The following is a 19,054-nucleotide window of genomic DNA, read 5'->3' as shown; positions in this document are numbered from 1 at the left end:
TATGGCGACCGGCCCGCCGGCTGCCATGGTCGTGCTGCTTGAGCAACTGACAAGCGACTTCCCAGGCGCCCCGGGCCGACAAGGTCCGGGGCGCCTGGCGTTTTCCTCCGGACCCTGTCGCTCCGGGGCACCGCACCCACCCATCCACGAGGAGCCCCGGCATGACCACCACCACGACGGAGTCGACCGAGAAGACCGGCGCCCGCACCACCGAGGCCGCCGAGCTGATCACCGGCGCCCGTGAGCGGATCGACGCGCTCGACGACCGGATCATCGGTCTGGTGCAGGAACGGATGGCCGTGTCGGCCGTCATCCAGAAGGAGCGGATCGCCTCCGGCGGGCGGCGAGTGAACCTGTCCCGCGAGATGGAGGTCCTCGCCCACTTCAGGGACGCCCTGGGCAAGCCGGGCACCGCGCTCGCGATGACCCTGCTGGAGCTGTGCCGCGGCAGGATCTGACGCCGCGTGCGCGGTACGGACGTACGCGCACTCCTCACCCGTACGGCGCGTGACCGGTACCGGCACCGCTTCGTTGGTACCGGTGTCCGCGTCGGCCAGGGGCAGACCCGAGCAGTACCACGCGTGACTCGCCGGAGCGATGAGGCGTGCGGATCGTGCCGCACGTCGTGGGACCTCGTTCCGGGGAAGTGACCGGACGGCAGGGGACAGCGGCCCGGTCACCCCAGAGAACGGCCGGTCCCGGGGACGCCCGGGACCGGCCGGCCCGCATCTCCGCCGTACGCCTCAGGTGCGGGTCACGACTCCGCAGTCCGCCTCGCCGCCGGCCGGCTCCAGGTCCTTGCTGCGGTCGTACGGGTCGCGGGCCGGGCCGGTCGGCTCGGGGCGTCCCCGCCGGTCGGCGAGGAACTGCGGGCGGATGACCCCGTCGCCGTCCCGGCAGTCGTCGTTGGATATCTCGCCGTTGACGTCGGTGATCCAGATGTGCCCCTCGTCGGCCCGGAACCTGGCGGGGTCCACGGCGTCCACCTCGATCGTCCGGCGGACGATGGCCCTGCTCACCTCGTCACCGCCGCCGACGCGGGCCATCGGGTACACGAAGGTGTAGTCGGCCTTGACCAGGGCCCGCCCGGCGGTTCCCTTCACGGCCTCGACCGTCATACGGCCCCGCACCCGCACCTCGCCCACGAGTTCGACCTCCGCGGGGTCGAACCGGGTGAACGTCCACACCGGGTCGTTCTTCTCCGTGGGCTCGCGCAGGGCGTCGCGCAGATCGGCGAGGTACTCCTTCTCCGCCGGGTCCACGAGCTCCAGTGCCTTCGTCGGCCGCTCGCCCTTCAATACGGCGGGGTCGAGGTTGGCGGCGACCAGGAACTCCTTCGTCCCCTTCAGCGCGGCCCGGATCCGGTCGGCGGGGACCCCGCCCACGGCCTCCGCCTCGGGCAGCCGGATGGCGTCCGCCCCCGCCTCCCACCGGGCGGCCGGGGAGCCGGCGAACGGTTCCTTCCGCGTCGGGACGCCGGCGGGGGCCTCGGAGGGTGCGGCGCCAGGGCGGGCCGTCTCGGGCGCCAGCGGCGTGGCGTCGGCCGCCCGCTCCCCGTCCGACGTGCCGGAATCCTCGCCGAGGCCACCGGGCAACCAGGACAGCGCGGCGGACGGATTGACGGCGACCACCGCCAGCGCCACGGCCGTCACGATCCCGACCGCGCTCCAGATCCGGCGCCGGCGCGACGAGCGGCGCTCCAGGACCTGCAGGGGCGGGCCCGTGCGCCACCCCTCGGGCGGGGCGGGCCGCGCCGCCTTCCGCTTCCTGCCCGTGCGGCGCTTGCCGTCCGCGGCCGTCCCGGCCTGCGCCTCGTCCATGGCCCGCAGCCGCTCGGTCACCATGCGGGCCCGCGCCGACGGTTCCTTGGGAGCGGAGGCACGGATGTCGCGCTCGCTGTCCTGGATGAACTTCTCCCAGACGTCATCGGGGAGGGACGAGGGCTCCGGTCCGGACTCTTCGGACGGCTGTTCGGCCACGGGGTCGCGGGCTTTCTCTCGGTGGCGGACGTAGGCGGACGAGCGTACGTCAACGACGATCACCCATCCTGTGATCCACCTCACATAAGAATTCCGTGAAGGGCGGGACAACCATCCACCGGCCTTGTTGATCGAACTCACCGAATCCTCATGGATCACACCCGTGGCCCCTCCGTGGAGGAGCCTCCCCTCTCGTACCACGCCCGAGCAGTACGCCGGACTCACCGAGGTCTTCATGAAGCTTCGCCGCGCCGTGGCCGCAGCGGCCGCGACGGCCGTCATCGCGCCGCTGGCCCTGTTCTCGGCTCCGGCGGCCTTCGCGACCGGCGGCGAGGAGGCGCCGGGCACGTCGACGAGCACGTCCGCCGGGGAGGAGAGCCTTCCGGCGGACGGCGAGAACCCGCCCACCGAAGACGAGAACCCCCCGGCGGACGACGAGAACCCGCCCACCGAAGACGAGAACCCCCCGGCGGACGACGAGAACCCTCCCACCGAAGACGAGAACCCCCCGGCGGACGACGAGGACGATGTCGAGCTCTGCCTCGACGAGGAGGGCAAGAGCACCACCGAGCTCAGCGCCGACCTGCACAGCGGTCTGTCGGGGTTGCCCGAGACGATCGTCGCCGGCAGCGGCTGGACGACGTTCTCGTTCGACGTGTCCAACCGCGGCGACGACGAGATCAAGGACATCAGGCCGCTGATCGGCGTCACGGCCCTCGGCTGGGACGAGAAGGACCACTCCGGCCAGGTCACGGTCCAGGTCCTCGACAAGGCCACCGGCACGTGGAACACGCTCGCGGACGCCGCCGGTGAGGGCGGTACGTTCGCCGCGTTCTCGCTCGGTGCCGGTCGGTCGGTCTCGTACCAGCTGCGGCTGAGCGTCAGCGGCAAGGCGCCCGACGCGCTCGGCCTCGTCGGCGGTTTCGCCGAGTACGCGGACGACGAGGGCTGCTGGATCGCCGACGACTCCAACGGCTGGATCTACTTCTTCGACATCCTGGCCGCCGGCTCCGACCCCGGTGAGCCGAACGACGCCGAGCCGCAGACCGGCGGCAAGGTCGAGATCGACGAGGCGCTCGACGAGGTGAAGGACGTCGAGGTCACCGGCAGCCTCGCCGAGACCGGTTCGAGCTCCGCCCTGCCGATGATCGGCCTGGCCGGCGGTGTCGCCGTCGTGGCCGGTGCCGGTGCGGTGTTCGTGGTGCGCCGGCGCCAGGCCGGTCCGGTGGCGTAACGCCGCCCGGCCGCACCGCGTGCGGCATCACCCAGGACAAGGGAAGAGGACCTGAGCTCGGAGGGGGGCACAGGTCCTCTTCCCTCTACTTCTCCGGCGGCACCGCTTCCTTCTTCGGCGGCACCGCCGGCATCCCCAGGAACGGCAGCCGCAGCGCGCCGAACGCCTCCGCCGGGACCGCCGGGGACTTCGGCTCGACCGGTGCCAGACGCCGGTAGGGCTCCCCCTGCGCGGGGCGCGGATCGGCCTCGCCCTTGTTGGGCCAGTACGACATCGCCCGCTCGGCCTGCGCCGTGATGGTCAGGGAGGGGTTGACCCCGAGGTTCGCCGAGACCGCCGCCCCGTCCACGACCGAGATGCCGGGGTGGCCGTAGAGGCGGTGGTACGGGTCGATCACACCGGTCTCACGGGACGCGCCGATCGGGCAGCCGCCCAGGAAGTGGGCGGTCAGCGGCATCCCCGTCAGCTCACCGACGTTGGAGCCCGCGAAGCCGTTGATCTCGGCCGCCAGCGCCGACGCGCCGTCCGTGGCCGCCTTGATCTGCTTGGGGTTGGGGGCACCGTGGCCCTGCCGGGCGGTGAGCAGCCCGCGGCCGGCCCCGGACGGCTTGAGGTACGTCGTCAGGGAGTTGTCCAGCGACTGCATCACCAGCCCGATGATGGTCCGCTCCGACCAGCGCCGGTTGGACAGCGAACGCAGCAGCAGCCAGGGGTGCTTCGCCGCGTTGCCCAGCCAGCCGAGCACCCGGGCGGCGCCCGAGCCGCCGCCCGCGTACGGGACCTGGAGGATGGACAGCCCGCCCATCGAGTTGGAGCCGCGGCCGTAGCGGACCGGCTCGATGTGGGTGTTCGCGTCGGGGTGGATCGACGACGTGATGGCCACACCGCGGGTGAAGTCGGCCCTCGGCGCGCCGGTGGCCCTGCGGTAGCGGCGGTCGTCGGTCTGCGCGCCGACGAGGGCCTCGGAGTTGGTGCGGGTCAGCTCGCCCAGTTTCTCCGAGAGGTACGGCAGCTGGCCGCCCGCCTTCATGCGGTGCAGCAGGGTCTGGGTGCCGTAGGTGCCGGCGGCCAGGACGACCCGGCGGGCGCGGAAGGTGCGGCCCTCGCCCTTGCGGCGGTCGTCGGTCGGCAGGGTGGCGACGGCGAACCCGCCCCGGGAGTCCTCCGTGACCGACACGGCCGTCGTCATGGGGTGCACGACCGCGCCCGCCTTCTCGGCGAGGTGGAGGTAGTTCTCGTTGAGGGTGTTCTTCGCGCCGTGCCGGCAGCCGGTCATGCACTCGCCGCACTCGGCACAGGCCCGCCGCGACGGCCCCGCCCCGCCGAAGTACGGGTCGGGCACCTCCTGTCCCGGCTTCGCCCGCGCCTTCCCGTCGGCGTCCTCGCCGTCGCCGAAGAAGACGCCGACCGGGGCCATGTGGAAGGTGTCGCCCACGCCCATCCGCTCGGCCGCCGCCTTCAGGTGCACGTCCGACGGGGTCATCGTCGGGTTGAGCCGTACGCCGAGCATGCGCTTCGCCTGGTCGTAGTACGGGGCCAGCTCCTCCCGCCAGTCGGTGATGTGCCCCCACTGCGGGTCCTCGAAGAACGGCTCCGGCGGTACGTAGAGGGTGTTGGCGTAGTTGAGCGAGCCGCCGCCGACGCCCGCGCCGGCCAGCACCATGACGTTGCCCAGCAGGTGGATGCGCTGGATGCCGTACATGCCGAGCCTCGGCGCCCAGAGGTAGTTCCTCAGGTCCCAGGAGTTCTTCGGCAGGGTGTCGCGGGTGAAGCGGCGGCCGGCTTCCAGGACGCCGACGGTGTAACCCTTCTCCGTCAGGCGGAGAGCGGTCACGGAGCCGCCGAAGCCGGAGCCGACGACGAGGACGTCGTAGTCGTAAGCGTCTTGAGGCACGGAGGGCTCCCCTTTGAGTTCGCGTGCGGGTCGTGTGTGGCTGGTCGCGCGGTTCCCCGCGCCCCTTCGGGCATCTCACCTGAACCGGAGTGTCTTCATGAGGCGCAGGCTGCGGCTCATGAAGGCCGCGTACTTCTCGTCGTCCATGCCCAGCGAGGGCGCCATCGGGAGGAGGCGCTGGTGGGCGATCGTCTGGGCCTCGGTGTACTTGAGGATGCCCTCGGAGCCGTGACGGCGGCCGAGGCCGGAGTCCTTCATGCCGCCCATCGGCGACTGGACGCTGCCGTACGCGGAGGCGTACCCCTCGTTGATGTTGACCGTGCCGGTGCGCAGGCGCGCGGCGACCGCGCGGCCGCGCCGGGCGTTCCTGGTCCAGACGGAGGAGTTCAGGCCGTACGGGGTGGAGTTGGCGCGTTCGACCGCCTCGTCGTCGGAGGTGAAGCGGTAGACCGAGACGACCGGGCCGAAGGTCTCCTCGGAGCAGACGCTCATGGGGGCCTCGACGCCGTCGAGGACGGTCGGCTCGTAGAAGTAGGGGCCGATGTCCGGGCGGGCCGTGCCGCCCGCGAGCACCCTGGCGCCCTTGGCGACGGCGTCGTCGACGTGCCGGGTGACGGCGTCGAGCTGGCGCTGTCCGACCAGCGAGCCCATGTCGGCGCCGTAGGCGAGGGAGGTGCCGAGGCGGAGCGCCTTGGTGCGGGCGGTGAAGCGCTCCAGGAAGGTGTCCGCGACCGACGCGTGGACGTAGAGCCGCTCGATGGAGATGCACAGCTGGCCGGCGGAGGAGAAGCAGGCGTGGACGGCGCCCGCGGCGGCCTTGTCGAGGTCGGCGTCCTCCAGTACGAGCATGGCGTTCTTGCCGCCGAGTTCGAGGGAGACGCCGATCAGGCGGGCGGCGGCGCCCTGGGCGACCTCGCGGCCGGTGCGGGTGGAGCCGGTGAAGGAGACGTAGTCGGCGTGCCGGACGACCTCGGGGCCGACGACCGGGCCCTCGCCGAGGACGACCTGGAAGACGTCGGCGGGCAGTCCGGCCTCGATCAGCAGGTCACGGGCCCACAGAGCGGTGAGGCAGGTCTCCGTGTCGGGCTTCATGACGACCGCGTTGCCCGCGACGAACGCCGGGAGGGCGTCGCCGACGGAGAGTTCGAGGGGGTAGTTCCAGGGGGCGATCTGGCCGACGACACCGCGCGGGTGGCGCAGTTCGGTGACCTTGGTGAGGGCCGGCACGGCGCCCGCGTGCCGCCTGGGCCGCAGGTAGGCGGCGGCCCGGCGGCCGTAGTGGCGGGCGGCGACGGCGACGGCCTGCACCTCCTCGTGGGCGTGCAGCCGGGCCTTGCCGGTCTCCAGCTGGATGAGGTCGAGCACTTCGGCCTGGCGGGCCAGCACCAGGTCGTGGAAGCGGAGCAGGACGGCGGCGCGCTCCCGTACCGGGATCCTCGCCCAGACGGCCTGGGCGGCGCGGGCCGCCTCGAAGGCCTGCGCCACGTCCTCGGGCGTCGACTCGGGCAGGTCGGCCAGCTTCTCGCCGGTGAACGGCGTGTGGTTGGCGGTCCGGCCGGAACCGGCCACGCCCTTGGTGAGCTGGGCGACCAGTTCCGGCGTGACCACGTCGGCGGCGGTACGGGCACCCGCCGGCGCGGGGGCGAGGGGGTTGGTGCCGGTCGTTTCCCGGGTCTGCGCGTCCGTCATGAGCCGCAGGGTATGCCCGGGGGAACGCTTTGTGTACCCGTCGGTAACAGATTCACCCACCGCTCACACACCGCCAGTGAACGCTGGCAACGAAGCCCCTGATCAGGGCGTCGACCGTGACACCGACCGTTCAGAGCTCGCGGATGTCCCACGAGTCGATGACCTTACGGGCGATCTCCCGGCCGGCCTCGGTGAAGTGGCCCTTGCCCGGATACACGATCCAGAGCCGGTACATGTCGCCGTCCTTGTTCCGGTAGTACACAACCTGTGCCTCGTGCACCAGCGCCGGAGTGGTGGTCGTCGTGTAGACGATGGTGTTCGTGGCCGCCTCACGGTCCTTGTACGTGGTCTCGCGCGGCTTGCCCTTCGGGGCCGGGGTGTCGGCGATGCCCCAGCCGTACTCGCCGTCCTTCAGCTCCTCCCAGTGCGCGAACGCCTCTTCCGGGGCCGAGGCCTCGATCTCGCCGTCCTTGTCCTCGGCCTTGATGTCGCGGTCGATCTCGACCCGCACCAGCCCGCTGGGGTCGGTGAAGGAGGCGACCGTCCCGTCCGAGTCGTCGGCCTGCTCGTCCTTCACGAAGCCCTCCGGCACCGCGACGGAGACGCCCACCCGCTCCGGGAGGTCGTGGCGCTTCCAGCCGTCCGGCAGCGGCCCCGCGAACGGGTCCGCGATCACCAGGTACGCGGCCACCGCCGCCGCGACGACCGCCGCGCCCAGCGCCGTCAGCGTCCTGCGGCCGATGCGGACGCCCCTGCTCCCGGACTCCCCGGCGGGGAACCGGGCGACCTGGGTGGGCTGCGGGGCGGGCGGGTTCGCGGCCGTTTCCAGCGCGGCACGGACCCGGTCGGCGTGGGGACGGCGCGCCGGGTCCTTCTGCAGCAGCCCGGTGATGACCTCGGCCAGCGGGCCCCGCGCGGAGGCGGGCGGCGCCGGTGTGGCGTTGAGGACCGACTGGAGGGTGGCGGGGGTGTTGCCGCGGCGGAACGGCGAGACGCCCTCCGTCGCCGCGTACAGCACGACACCGAGCGACCACAGGTCGGAGGCGGGGCCGGGGCGCTGGCCCAGCACCCGTTCCGGGGCGATGTACTCGGGCGAGCCGACGAATCCGCCGGTGTCGGTCAGACTGGTCTCGCCCTCGATCCGGGCGATGCCGAAGTCGGTGAGGACGACCCGGTCGTACCGGCCGAGCAGCACGTTGTCCGGTTTGACGTCCCGGTGCAGGACGCCCGCCGCGTGCGCGGCCTCCAGCGCGCCGAGCACCTCCAGGCCGACCCTGGCCGCCTCGCGTGCGGAGAGGGTGCCCTCCTCCTGCAGCACGGCGCCCAGCGAACGGCCCCGGACCAGTTCCATCACGATCCACGGGCGGCCGTCGACCACCGCGACGTCATGGACGTCGACCACCGCGGGGTGGTCGAGCCGGGCGGCGGCGCGGGCCTCCCGGCGCATCCGCTCGAAGGCGTTGGAGCGTTCGCGTTCGGGAAGGTGGTCCGGGACGCGGGGCTCCTTGACGGCGACCTCGCGGTCCATGGTCTCGTCCACGGCCCGCCACACCGTGCCCATGCCGCCGTGCCCGAGCTTGGCGAGCAGCCGGTAGCGGCCGGCGATCAGCCGGCCGGCACCGGGGTCGTCCTGTGCCTGTGGCTGTGGCTGCGGCTGCGGCTGCGGCTGCGGCTGCGGTGGTACCGCCTGGGCCGGTGGTGCCGCGTACGGGTTGTCGGGGTGCGGCACGGCCGCGGGCGGTCTCGGGGCCGGCGGCCGCAGGTCGAAACTGGTCGGCTCGTCGGCCCCGTGGCGGGCTCCCCCGTTGCTGCTCATGGCTCATCCATATCGCGCCACGCCCCCACGTATCCACCGCGGATGCCGACCGGTCACAGACCCGTGACCCTCGCGGGGGCCTATCTCCCGTTCACGGGACCGTGCGGCCGGACCGAGGAGTCGGCCGGTGTGGGACTGGCCGGGGGACGCGGGGAGCCGGAGGGCGACGCCGATGCGCCCTCGGGTGTCTCCGGCGCCGTGCTCGCCGGCGTACCGCCCCCGTCGCCTCCCCGGTCCTGCAGGAGCAGCGCCGCCGCGGACAGCCCCGCTCCCACCATGGCGGCGACCGCCAGCGCCGCGACGAGCACGCCTCTCGTGGGCTGCCGCCGGACCGGACGCGCCTCGGGCCTCCCGCCCGCTTCCTCCCGCCGCACCGGGGGCCGCCGGCGGGGCACGGCCCGGTGCGGGGGCAGCAGCCCGGGGGGCGCCGACTCCGGCGTACGGCCCGTCTCCCGGAACGCCCGCAGCATCAACTCGGCCCGGTCCGCGTCCAGCCGGCGGTCGGGGTCGCGCTCCAGCAGGCCGCGCACCACGGGAAGAAGCGGTCCCGCCTCGGCGGGCGGCCGGATCTCGTCGACCACGACGGCGTGCAGGACCCCGCCGAGCGAGTCGCGCCGGAACGGCGACTCGCCGCTGAGCGCCGTGCACAGCAGCGCGCCCAGCGACCACAGGTCGGACTCCGGTCCCGTCCTGGCACCGGACATCCGCTCGGGAGCGGTGTACTCGGGCGAGCCGACGAAGGAGCCGGTCTCGGTGAGCGTGGTGGAGCCCGACAGCCGGGCGATGCCGAAGTCGGTGAGGACGACCCGGTCGGTGCCGTTCTCCAGCAGGACGTTGGCGGGCTTGAGGTCGCGGTGCAGGACGCCCGCCGCGTGCGCGGCCCGTAACGCCCCGAGCAGGTCGATGCCGATGCGCGCGGCCTCGGCGGCGTCGACCGGGCCCTGCTCCGCGATCCGGTCGGCGAGGGACGGCCCGTCGATCAGCTCCAGGACGATGTACGGGCGTTCGTCGTCCTCGACGACGTCGTGGACGACGATGATGTGCGGGTGGCTCAGCTGGGCCAGGGCACGCGCCTCGCGCAGGGTGCGGTCCCGCTGCCGCCGGGCGTCCGCCGCGGAGAGCGTCTCGTCGAGGGGGAGTTCCTTGACGGCGACACCCCGTCCGAGCAGTTCGTCGGTGGCCCGCCAGACCACACCCATGCCGCCGCGCCCGAGCCTCGACTCCAGACGGTAACGGCCCGCGATGACCCGGCCGTTGGTCCTGGCGGTCGCGTTCTCGGCGTCCCCGTCGGTCCCCATGGGCCCATCATGCCCCACCGGATGTGTCCGCTCCGGTACGGCGATTCGGACAAGCGGCGCGCGTTTGCTCCCGCCACGGGGGTCAGGGCTCGCGCCACCCCTTCAGCACCGTCTCGAACTGCCCGCTGACCGTGGCCCAGTCCTCGGCCGGCCCGGACATGTAGAGGGCGTACTCGACGCCGTCCCGCGAGAGGTACATCTGGTCGACCGCCCGCCGCGGCCCCGGGAACTCGGTGTCCTTGGCCAGCGCGGTCCAGCCGTACTCCAGCCGGGCGCTCTCGCGGTCCCGGTAGACGCGGCGGTCCAGGACGATCCGCTGGTAGTCGACCAGGCGTTGCCCTATCTGCTGGTCGAGATCGCGCAGGTGCTCGTACGGGTCGTCGAAGTCGGGCGAGTCGTCGACGGCGATGCGGATGAAGTGCTCGCCGCCGTCGGGCGTGTAGTCGACCTGCCGGGTCGCCTCGTCGAAGACCACGCGCTCCCAGTCGTCGCCGGGCAGGGCGATGCTGAAGCCGTAGGGGTCGCTGCGGCGGACCCAGCCCTCCGGGAGGCCCCCTCGCGACTCGGTCTCCCCCGTCTCCGTGGGACCGGGCGCGGGTGCGGAGGTGTCCGTCGGGGACGGGGCTGCCGTGATGCCGCCCCGGTCCTGCTGCTGGAGCATCACCGCGGTTCCCCCGCCGATGATCGCCGCCAGGACGACGACCAGGGCGATCATCCGTCCGCGCACCCGCCGGCGGGGCGCGACGGCAGGGGACGCGTACGGCTGCTGAACGGTCGTGGGGCCGCCCTGCGGGTACTGCGGGGCCTGGGGAACCTGCGGGGCCAGGGGAACCTGCGACGTCTGGGCGGCCTGCGGCGCCTGGGGAACCTGTTGCGCCTGGGGAACCTGCGGTGTCTGGGGGACCGCCTCCGGTCCGGTCTCGTACGGCAGGGGCGCGTGGGCGTCGACGGCCCGGGTCGGCACGTACTCCTGCGCCGCCCGGGGCCGGCGCCCCTCGGCCACCTCGGCGAGCATCTGCTCGGCCCGGACCGCGTCGGGGCGGGTGTCCGGATCCTTGCGCAGGAGTGCGCTGATGACGGGCCCGAGCGGGCCGGCGTGCCGGGGCTCCTGGGCCTCCTCCTCGACGACCGCCTGCATCGTGGTCAGCGGTGAGGTGCGGCGGAACGGCGAGATGCCCTCCACCGCCGCGTACAGCGTCGCGCCGAGCGCCCACAGGTCGGAGGAGGGGCCGGGATCGTGGCCGCGGACCCGCTCGGGTGCGAGGTAGTCGACCGAGCCGACGACCTCGCCGGTGCGGGTGATCGCCGTGTCGCCGTCTATCTGCGCGATGCCGAAGTCGGTGAGCAGCACCCGGCCGTCCCGCCCGAGGAGGACGTTGCCGGGCTTGACGTCACGGTGCAGTACGCCGGCGGCGTGCGCGGCGCGCAGCGCGCGCAGCACCCACAGGCCGATGCGCGCGGCCTCGCGGGGGTCGACGCGTTCCTGTTCCTTCACCGCGTCGGCCAGCGAGCGGCCCTCGATCAGCTCCATCACGATCCACGGCCGGCCGTCGTGCTCCAGCACGTCGTGCACCGTGACGACGGCGGAGTGGTTGATCCGCGCGGCCGCCCGCGCCTCCGCGCGGGTGCGTGCCAGCAGCATGGCCTGTTCGCTGTCGGAGACGTAGAGTGCCGCGGTCAGTTCCTTGATGGCGACGGCCCGGTGCAGCACCTCGTCATGGGCGCGCCACACCCGGCCCATGCCACCGCTCCCGATGGACTCTCCGAGCCGGTAGCGGCCCGCGACGAGCGAGCCCTGCATCTGATTCACGTTGCCCCGCAATGGTCTTGACAGGGTCAGCGTAAATATCCCGGCGCGTCCTGGGAACCGAGGGCGTGCCATGGAGACAGCACTGTGACAGTTGTCGCTGTGGGGGACGGGAGGCAGCCAAAACCCCTGCGGCTGCGTGGAGTCGGTGGTTCAGCCGGTGAACCGGTAGGTCGCCGCCGCCTGTTCGAAGAGCCGCGTCACCTCGTCCCGCTCGGCCTCCGGTCCGCGTACCTGCACCACGTGGTAGCGGCCGTCGATCAGCGCCGCGAGGTTGCGGACGTACAGCTCGCCGCCGTCGCCGGTCCAGGTGAACTGGCCCTCGGCCATGGTCCGTCCGCCCACCTCGATGGTCTTCAGGCCGGTGGAGGTGGCCCAGCTGGAGTCGCGGTAGGGCTGCAGTTCGCGCTCGTCGTCCCGCTGGTAGGCCATGGGGTCGCTGCCGTACTTCCGCGCGCTGTCCCGGCCCGGTACGACGATGAGCTCGAAGTCGCCGCTCGCGTAGACGACCTGGCCGCTGCCGTTCTTCGCGGTGCGCTGCCAGCCCTCGGCGACGGCGACCCGGAAACCCTCCGGGTCCTTGGCCAGGGTGAAGCCGTCGGCGACCTCGGGGGCGGTGGTCTGCGTCCCGGCGGAGGCGGCCGACTCCTCGGGGCCGTCCTCCGGCTCCGTCGGGGTCTTCCCGTCCTCCGGCTCTTCGCCGGTGTCCGGGAGGCTCGGTGCGGGGCTCACCGCACCGGCCGAACCGGTGCGGTCGTCCGCACCCGAGGTGTCCTCACCGGACTTCGGCATGAACAGCATGGCGTAAGCGATCGCCGCCGCCATGGCGAGCAGCACCAGCAGGAGCAGGGTGCGGCCGAGCCTGCGCGGGGAACCGGTGTCCTGTCTGGTCCGCTTGTGCCGTCCGTGGTGCACGGGGAGCCCGGCGCGGCGCCTGCGCACCAGCTCTCCCCGGCGCCGTACGACGGGCAGCCGGCCGGCGTCCACGGGTGGCGCCGCTATGACGTGCACGCCCGCCTCGGGTTCGGGCGCCGACCGCACCAGCGAACGCAGCCAGCCGCGCAGCTCCTCGATGTCGAGCCGCTCGGTGGGGTCCTGGCGCAGCAGCGACTCCACGACCGGCCGCAGCGGTCCGCACTCCTCGGCGAACGCGGGCGGCTCGGCGCACACCATCTGCACCAGCTCGGCCGTCGACTCCTCCGGGTAGGGGGCGTGTCCCTGTACGGCGCGGAACAGCAGGGAGCCCAGCGCCCACAGGTCGGTGGCGGGGCCGATGGGGGCGGCGAGCTGCCAGTTCTCGTGCACGGGTCCGGCCTGCTCCGGCGCCCACCGCTCGGTCACGGGGCCGACGACGGCCATGCGTGTCTGGCGTGCCCGCTCGGCGGCCAGCGCGGTGGTCGGGCCGCGGCGCGCGGGGACGTGGGCCGCCAGGTCGTCCCAGCGCGCGGGCGGGGCGGCGGCCACCGGTTCGAGGTCCGCGGGGGCTCCAGGGGCTCTGGGGGCGGTGCGTCCGCTGCCGCCGTCCGTGCGGGGCACGGTCCCGTGCCGGCCGGCGGCGCCCACACCGTAGGGGTCGGCTATCCGCCCCGGCGGGGCCGCGCCCGCGTCCTCGTCCCCCGGCCGGGGGACGGACGGCGGCCGTGCGGAGGTGCTGCCGTACTGCGGGGCGGTGGCCGGGCCGCCGCCCTCGGGGGCGGGCCGGGCGCCGGGCAGGGCGGCACGGCCGTTCTGCTGGGCCTCCTGCACCCGGGCGGCGGCACGGGTGCCCGCCCGGTACGCGGCGATCGCCCCCGCGCGGGCCGCCCGCACGTCACCCGCGCTGTCGAGGGCCTTGGGGGCCGCCACGGGCGAGAGACCGCCCGCCGTGTCCGCCCCGCCGCCGGGCATCCGGCCGGCCCGTGCCTCGATGGCGGCCCGGCGCGCGGCGTCGGGGTCGGGGGCGGGGTCGGCGGTGAACCCGGGCGGCCAGGACGGGGCGCGCCCGGCGTCCGGTGGTCCCGCCGGTGCCACCGGGCCCGGGGCCTCGCGCGTCGCCGCGGGGTCCGGCTCCTCGTCGTCCGGAGGGGGCACCGGGTCGTATCCGCACAGTGCCTCCTCGGCCGCGCCGACCGCGAGGCCGGTGAGCATCACCCGGCCGTCGTCGCAGACGAGCACCGTGCGCGCGGTGATGTTGCGGTGCACCCAGCCGTGGGAGTGCAGGACCCGCAGCGCGGTCAGGACGTCGGAGGCGACCTCCGCCGCCCGGTACGGGGACAGCGGTTCCTCGGCGAGCAGGGCGGCGAGCGGACGCGCCGGCACGAGTTCGCTGACGATCCACAGCGAACCGCCCTCCGCGAACACGTCGAAGACCTGGTCCAGGCGCGGGTGGTCGGGGACGGCGGCCGCCGCCTGCGCGGCCTCGACGGCGCGCCGCACGACCGGGTCGGCGGGCCGCCGCGTGTCCCCGCGCGCGGGCCCGGGGCCGCCGCGCCGCGCACCCCCGTCACGGGCGGTGAAACCGTCGGGCAGCCCTCCCGCGTCCAGCACCTCGGCCTCGACGACCTCCGGCAACGGAACCTGCCTGACCAGGACTTCCTGCCCGCTGTAGGTGTCGAAGGCGCGGGTCTCGGTCAGTTCGTACTCGTCGGAGGGCGGCAGCGGCAAGCGGTAGCGGTCGGCGAGAACCCGTCCCGCGTAGTCGTCCACGTTGCCTCCCCCGGCCCTACGGTCGGTCGGTTTCGTTCGTCCGGCGGGCCGTTCCGGCTGCGTACGGTCCGCGAGCATTCACGATACGTGCCGGAGGCAACCCGTAGAGAGGGGATGCCACATCTGACTCCCCATTCCGCGGGCCGGTCATGCTCAGGACTTCGGCCGGAACGTTTCCGTCAGCGTCCGCCACGTGTCCTTGCGCCGGTCGCTGCCCCAGTCGGCGGCCTTGGCCGTGTACATCAGCCCGTACCCGAGCCGGTCGCTGACGACGGTGCCCCGGTCTATGGAGCGGTACTTCGTCCCGCTCTCCACATAGGTGAACTCCCAGTCGGCCGTGTCCCAGCCGCGGTAGTCCACCGCCTCTATGCGGATCCGCTGGTACTGGGCGCGCACCATGCCGCGTTCCTGGTTCTTCCAGTCCGCGACCGGGTCGTCCTTGGGCGTGGTCGTCCAGCCGATGAGCAGCTTCTGTCCGTCCGGCCCGGTGAACCGGTCCCCGGCGGCCCCGGTCGACTGGAACTTCCACCCCTCGGGCAGCCCGATCGAGTACCCCTGGCTCCCCTCGTACGTCTCCGCCGCCGACGTACCGCCGCCGTCCTCCTCTTTCTCCGCCTCTTCCCCCGCCTCGTCCTCGTCCTCGGAGGAACCGCCGGCGCCGGCGCCCGTGGTGGTGGTCGCCCCGCCCGTTCCCGCTCCCGTTCCCGTCGGCCCGGTCGCCGTGCCGTCGGTGTGGGTGCCGTCGCCTTCGTCGTTCTTGGTGTCGGCGCTCGGGGTCCCCCTGACGACGGTCGCGCCGCCGCCCTCGGCTCCCTTGTCGCCCGCGCCGTCGTCGCCGAGCGTGAGGGCCAGCACGGTGCCGAGCACGGCGAGCACCACGACCACCGCGATGATGACCAGTGTCCGTCGCGGCACCACGTCGGTGAGCGGCGCCCGCGGCACGGTCCTCGCCGGCAGGTCCGGTGGCGTCATCACCGGCCAGCCCGAACTGCGGCCGCCCGCGGCCGGCTCCTGCCGTGCGGTCCCGCGCGCGCTCGGGGCGGACGCCTGGGCCGGCTTCACGGCCGGGGCGGAGGGCGATGCCGTGCCGGGGCGCGTCCTGGAGGCGCCCGTCGGCGTGCTCCTGGTTCCCGCGGCCGGTCCGGCGGTCGAAGCGGTGCCGCCGCTGCCGGACTTCGCGCGGGCCGCCGCGGCGGCACCGGCCGAGCCGGCCGCCACCGCCGCCTTCCGCACGGAACGCAACGCGCCCCGCAGCTTCTCCCCGGCCTCCTCGCCGCGCCTGCCTCCGGTGTCCGGCTGCTCGGGCAGCGGCACGACCTTCGTCGCGTCCGCCGGTTCCCCGGCCTCCTTGGACGCGGGCGCGTTGACGATCGCGTTCAGCATGGCCCGGGCGCCGCTGTCGTCGAGCCGCTGGGCGGGGTCCTTGGTGAGCAGCCCGTAGATGACGTCCCTGAGCGGTCCCGCGTTCTTCGGCTCCTCGAGCGGCTCGGTCATCACCGCCGTGAGCGTCGCGATCGCGGACCCCTTGTCGTACGGCGGAGTGCCCTCCACCGCCGCGTACAGCAGCCCGCCGAGCGACCACAGGTCGGCCGCCGGCCCCGGCTTGTGCCCGCGGGCCCGCTCCGGGGAGATGTAGGAGGGGGCGCCGACCAGCATGCCGGTCGAGGTGATGGACGGGTCGCCCTCGACCTGGGCGATGCCGAAGTCCGTGAGCACGACCCGGCCGTCCTCGGCGATCAGCACGTTCGACGGCTTCACGTCACGGTGCAGGATGCCCTCGCGGTGCGCGGAGCGCAGGACGTCCAGGATGGCGAGACCGACCTCGGCCGCGCGCCGCGGCTCCAGCAGGCCGTCCTCCCGGATGGCCTCGGCGAGCGACTTGCCCTCGACGAGTTCCATCACGATCCAGGGCCGGTCGTCCTCCTCGACCACGTCGAAGACGGTCACGGCGCTGTTGTTGCGGATCCGCGCGATCGCCTTGGCCTCGCGCAGGGTCCGGGTGATCAGCCGCCGCTTCTCCTCCTCGTCGATGCTCGACGGGAAGCGGAGTTCCTTGACGGCGACGGTCCGCCCCAAGGTCTCGTCCTGGGCCCGCCACACCGTGCCCATGCCGCCGCGGCCGAGCACGTCTCCCAGCCGGTACCGCCCGGCGAGGAGACGTGCGCTCTCGTTCTGACGGGATGTCCCCGCCCGCTCCGCCTCCGACATGCGTCCCCTCATGCAACCCGCCCTGACAGAGCCTTCATTGTCCCTCACCCGACAAGTGGTCGACGCCCAGGGTGCCTCTGGGGCCCGGCGCGCACGGCACCCGGGCGACGGACGCCCTTCCCCGGCCCTGCACGACGGGCCTCCGCCACGGGAGGAGCCGGGATGCCGCCGATCCGGACTCTACTGGCCGTTCCCGTCTCCCCGGCCTTGCTCGCCCTGCCCCCGAGCACCTCCTCGGCCCCGGCCGTCCCGCCCGCGGACGCGCTCCTCCCGCTCCTGGTCACGCGGGGCGGCGTCCCCCGCCTCCCCTACTCGAACATCAACTACGTCCTGCTCGGCCCGGTCGTCGAACAGGTCACCGGCCGCTCGTACGCCGCCGAGCCGGCAGCCATGTGCGCACCGCCGCCATCGTCGACGGCCGACATGTCCACATTTTCCGGGTGAACACGGACACGATGGCGGACCCCGGTCTCGAACCCGCGGTGCTCGCGGCCGAGTTCTGCCCCCGCGCTTCCTGAAACGACCGGGTTCCGAACGAAGATCCCGGTTCCCGCCACCCGTTCGAGTGATTCGCTCCGGGGCCGGTCCGCGGCGCGACTACAACGGCGCGATTACAACGGAACGATGTCCGGCGCCCCCAGCCGTGCCGCGTCCGCCGTCAGGTCGTCGGGCTGCCGCTGCGACTCCCGTTCGGCCTCCACCCGCTTCTCGTAGTGCCGCACCTCGCGCTCGATCTGGCCCTCGTCCCAGCCCAGCACCGGCGCCATCAGCTCGGCCACCTCACGGGCGCTGCGCGTCCCCCGGTCGAACGTCTCGATCGAGATGCGGGTGCGCCGGGTCAGCACGTCGTCCAGGTGCCGCGCGCCCTCGTGCGAGGCGGCGTAGGTGATCTCGGCACGCAGATAGTCGTCGGCCGCCCGGAGCGGCTCGCCCAGCGAGGGGTCCGCGGCGATGAGGTCCAGGACCTCCTCCGCCAGCGCGCCGTACCGGTGCAGCAGGTGCTCCACCCGCACCACGTGCAGGCCGGTGCGCGCGGCCGTGCGCGCCCGCGCGTTCCACAGCGCGTGGTAGCCCTCGGCGCCGACCAGCGGCGTGTCCTCGGTGACGCAGTCGGCGACGCGCACGTCGAGTCCGTGCACCGCCGCGTCCACCGCGTCCTTGGCCATGACCCGGTACGTCGTGTACTTGCCGCCCGCCACCACGACGAGGCCGGGCACGGGATGGGCCACGGTGTGCTCGCGGGACAGCTTGCTCGTGGCGTCCGACTCGCCCGCGAGCAACGGCCGCAGACCGGCGTACACGCCTTCCACGTCGTCCCGCGTCAGTGGCACCGCGAGCACCGAGTTCACGTGTTCCAGCAGGTAGTCGATGTCCGCGCTGGACGCGGCCGGGTGCGCCTTGTCGAGGTTCCAGTCGGTGTCCGTGGTGCCCACGATCCAGTGCCGGCCCCAGGGTATGACGAACAGCACGGACTTCTCGGTGCGCAGGATGAGCCCGGTCGTGGAGTGGATGCGGTCCTTGGGGACGACCAGGTGGATGCCCTTCGAGGCCCGTACGTGGAACTGTCCGCGTTCGCCGACCATCGCCTGGGTGTCGTCGGTCCACACCCCGGTGGCGTTGACGACCTGCCTGGCGTGGATCTCGTACTCGCCACCGCCCTCGACGTCCTGCACCCGGGCGCCCACGACGCGTTCGCCCTCGCGCAGGAACCCCGTGACCCGCGCGCGGTTGGCGGTCTTCGCGCCGTACGCCGCGGCCGTGCGCACCAGCGTCGTCACGAACCGGGCGTCGTCCATCTGGGCGTCGTAGTACTGCAACGCTCCGACCAGCGCGTCCTTCTTCAAACAGGGCGCGACCCGCAGCGCGTGACGTCGCGACAGGTGGCGGTGCACGGGCAGGCCCCGCCCGTGTCCCCGGGCCATCGCCATGGTGTCGTACAGCGCGACGCCCGCTCCGGCGTAGAGCCGCTCCCAGCCCTTGTGCCGCAGCGGGTACAGGAACGGAACCGGGCGCACCAGATGCGGAGCGAGCTTCTCCAGCAGCAGGCCGCGTTCCTTCAGCGCCTCCCGCACGAGCACGAAGTCGAGCATCTCCAGGTAGCGCAGGCCACCGTGGATCAGCTTGCTGGACCGGCTGGAGGTGCCCGACGCCCAGTCACGCGCCTCGACGAGGCCCGTGGACAGGCCGCGCGTCGCGGCGTCGAGCGCCGTACCCGCACCGACCACGCCGGCGCCCACCACCAGCACGTCCAGTTCGTGCTCGGCCATGGACGCGAGTGATTCGGCGCGCCGCGCCGGCCCCAGTGTCGCTGTCCTCACCGCTGCCTCCCGCTCATCGGTCGCATCGGCCGCACCCGTCGGGCGAAGCCCGGTCCCCCACCCTCATGCCCAGATTCTGACCGGCTTGCCCGACTTCAGCCACCACGGGCCCCAGCCTGTGGACAA

12 protein-coding genes and 1 pseudogene are annotated in these 19,054 nt (G+C 73.5%); 4 read left to right on the top strand and 9 right to left on the bottom strand.

Annotated elements, in window-relative coordinates; genetic code table 11:
• The first annotated feature begins 161 nt into the window (after positions 1–161).
• Positions 162–458 carry a chorismate mutase gene (locus ACH5AO_RS08550; protein ID WP_398923143.1) on the top strand — a complete coding sequence of 99 codons (297 nt, stop codon included), beginning with the start codon at positions 162–164 and terminating at the stop codon, positions 456–458.
• Between the two features lie 285 nt (positions 459–743).
• Here the strand turns inward: ACH5AO_RS08550 and ACH5AO_RS08545 are convergent, their stop codons facing one another.
• Positions 744–2,042 carry a hypothetical protein gene (locus ACH5AO_RS08545; protein WP_398923141.1) on the bottom strand — a complete coding sequence of 433 codons (1,299 nt, stop codon included), beginning with the start codon at positions 2,040–2,042 and terminating at the stop codon, positions 744–746.
• Positions 2,043–2,214: 172 nt separating this feature from the next.
• Here ACH5AO_RS08545 and ACH5AO_RS08540 point away from each other — a divergent pair, with 172 nt between their 5' ends.
• Positions 2,215–3,213: an LAETG motif-containing sortase-dependent surface protein gene (locus tag ACH5AO_RS08540; protein ID WP_398923629.1), complete on the top strand. Its 999-nt coding sequence runs from the start codon at positions 2,215–2,217 to the stop codon at positions 3,211–3,213.
• Positions 3,214–3,298: 85 nt separating this feature from the next.
• On the opposite strand, the gene ACH5AO_RS08535 is transcribed toward ACH5AO_RS08540, so the two are convergent.
• The 7 genes from ACH5AO_RS08535 to ACH5AO_RS08505 all read right to left on the bottom strand — a co-directional run bounded on the left by ACH5AO_RS08535 (position 3,299) and on the right by ACH5AO_RS08505 (position 16,610).
• Complete coding sequence (locus ACH5AO_RS08535) at positions 3,299–5,107, bottom strand: GMC oxidoreductase (protein ID WP_398923139.1); 1,809 nt, start codon at positions 5,105–5,107, stop codon at positions 3,299–3,301.
• A 75-nt stretch (positions 5,108–5,182) separates the two neighbouring features.
• Positions 5,183–6,796 carry a succinic semialdehyde dehydrogenase gene (locus ACH5AO_RS08530; RefSeq protein WP_398923137.1) on the bottom strand — a complete coding sequence of 538 codons (1,614 nt, stop codon included), beginning with the start codon at positions 6,794–6,796 and terminating at the stop codon, positions 5,183–5,185.
• 130 nt (positions 6,797–6,926) lie between these two features.
• Complete coding sequence (locus tag ACH5AO_RS08525) at positions 6,927–8,612, bottom strand: serine/threonine-protein kinase (protein ID WP_398923135.1); 1,686 nt, start codon at positions 8,610–8,612, stop codon at positions 6,927–6,929.
• Between the two features lie 80 nt (positions 8,613–8,692).
• A complete protein-coding gene (locus ACH5AO_RS08520; RefSeq protein WP_398923133.1) occupies positions 8,693–9,910 on the bottom strand; it encodes a serine/threonine-protein kinase in 1,218 nt (405 codons plus the stop codon).
• 82 nt (positions 9,911–9,992) lie between these two features.
• A complete protein-coding gene (locus ACH5AO_RS08515) occupies positions 9,993–11,711 on the bottom strand; it encodes a protein kinase (protein ID WP_398923131.1) in 1,719 nt (572 codons plus the stop codon).
• A gap of 159 nt (positions 11,712–11,870) precedes the next feature.
• A complete protein-coding gene (locus ACH5AO_RS08510) occupies positions 11,871–14,402 on the bottom strand; it encodes a protein kinase (RefSeq protein ID WP_398923129.1) in 2,532 nt (843 codons plus the stop codon).
• 153 nt (positions 14,403–14,555) lie between these two features.
• Positions 14,556–16,610: a protein kinase gene (locus ACH5AO_RS08505; RefSeq protein WP_398923127.1), complete on the bottom strand. Its 2,055-nt coding sequence runs from the start codon at positions 16,608–16,610 to the stop codon at positions 14,556–14,558.
• Between the two features lie 162 nt (positions 16,611–16,772).
• Here ACH5AO_RS08505 and ACH5AO_RS08500 point away from each other — a divergent pair, with 162 nt between their 5' ends.
• Positions 16,773–17,054, top strand: coding sequence for a hypothetical protein (locus tag ACH5AO_RS08500; RefSeq protein ID WP_398923659.1), 282 nt, complete (start codon positions 16,773–16,775; stop codon positions 17,052–17,054).
• Positions 16,985–17,128 (top strand): annotated as a pseudogene (locus ACH5AO_RS08495) (serine hydrolase); the annotation flags it as partial. The gene ACH5AO_RS08500 and the pseudogene ACH5AO_RS08495, both read left to right, overlap by 70 nt.
• A gap of 93 nt (positions 17,129–17,221) precedes the next feature.
• Here ACH5AO_RS08495 and ACH5AO_RS08490 read toward each other — a convergent pair.
• Positions 17,222–18,928 (bottom strand): glycerol-3-phosphate dehydrogenase/oxidase, encoded by a 1,707-nt coding sequence (locus ACH5AO_RS08490; RefSeq protein ID WP_398923125.1) that lies wholly within the window; start codon positions 18,926–18,928, stop codon positions 17,222–17,224.
• Positions 18,929–19,054: the final 126 nt, after the last annotated feature.

Source organism: Streptomyces sp. NPDC018964 (assembly GCF_044390325.1).
GTDB lineage: Bacteria > Actinomycetota > Actinomycetes > Streptomycetales > Streptomycetaceae > Streptomyces.
Note: the sequence above shows the minus strand (reverse complement) of the source record. Positions and strands in the feature narration are given on the sequence as shown.

Excerpts from the sequence above, each read along its gene's own strand:
- ACH5AO_RS08520 (WP_398923133.1), bottom strand. The coding sequence starts at position 9,910 with ATGGGGACCGACGGGGACGCCGAGAACGCGACCGCCAGGACCAACGGC.
- ACH5AO_RS08505 (WP_398923127.1), bottom strand. The coding sequence starts at position 16,610 with ATGTCGGAGGCGGAGCGGGCGGGGACATCCCGTCAGAACGAGAGCGCA.
- ACH5AO_RS08530 (WP_398923137.1), bottom strand. The coding sequence starts at position 6,796 with ATGACGGACGCGCAGACCCGGGAAACGACCGGCACCAACCCCCTCGCC.
- ACH5AO_RS08500 (WP_398923659.1), top strand. The coding sequence starts at position 16,773 with ATGCCGCCGATCCGGACTCTACTGGCCGTTCCCGTCTCCCCGGCCTTG.
- ACH5AO_RS08525 (WP_398923135.1), bottom strand. The coding sequence starts at position 8,612 with ATGAGCAGCAACGGGGGAGCCCGCCACGGGGCCGACGAGCCGACCAGT.
- ACH5AO_RS08550 (WP_398923143.1), top strand. The coding sequence starts at position 162 with ATGACCACCACCACGACGGAGTCGACCGAGAAGACCGGCGCCCGCACC.
- ACH5AO_RS08540 (WP_398923629.1), top strand. The coding sequence starts at position 2,215 with ATGAAGCTTCGCCGCGCCGTGGCCGCAGCGGCCGCGACGGCCGTCATC.
- ACH5AO_RS08515 (WP_398923131.1), bottom strand. The coding sequence starts at position 11,711 with ATGCAGGGCTCGCTCGTCGCGGGCCGCTACCGGCTCGGAGAGTCCATC.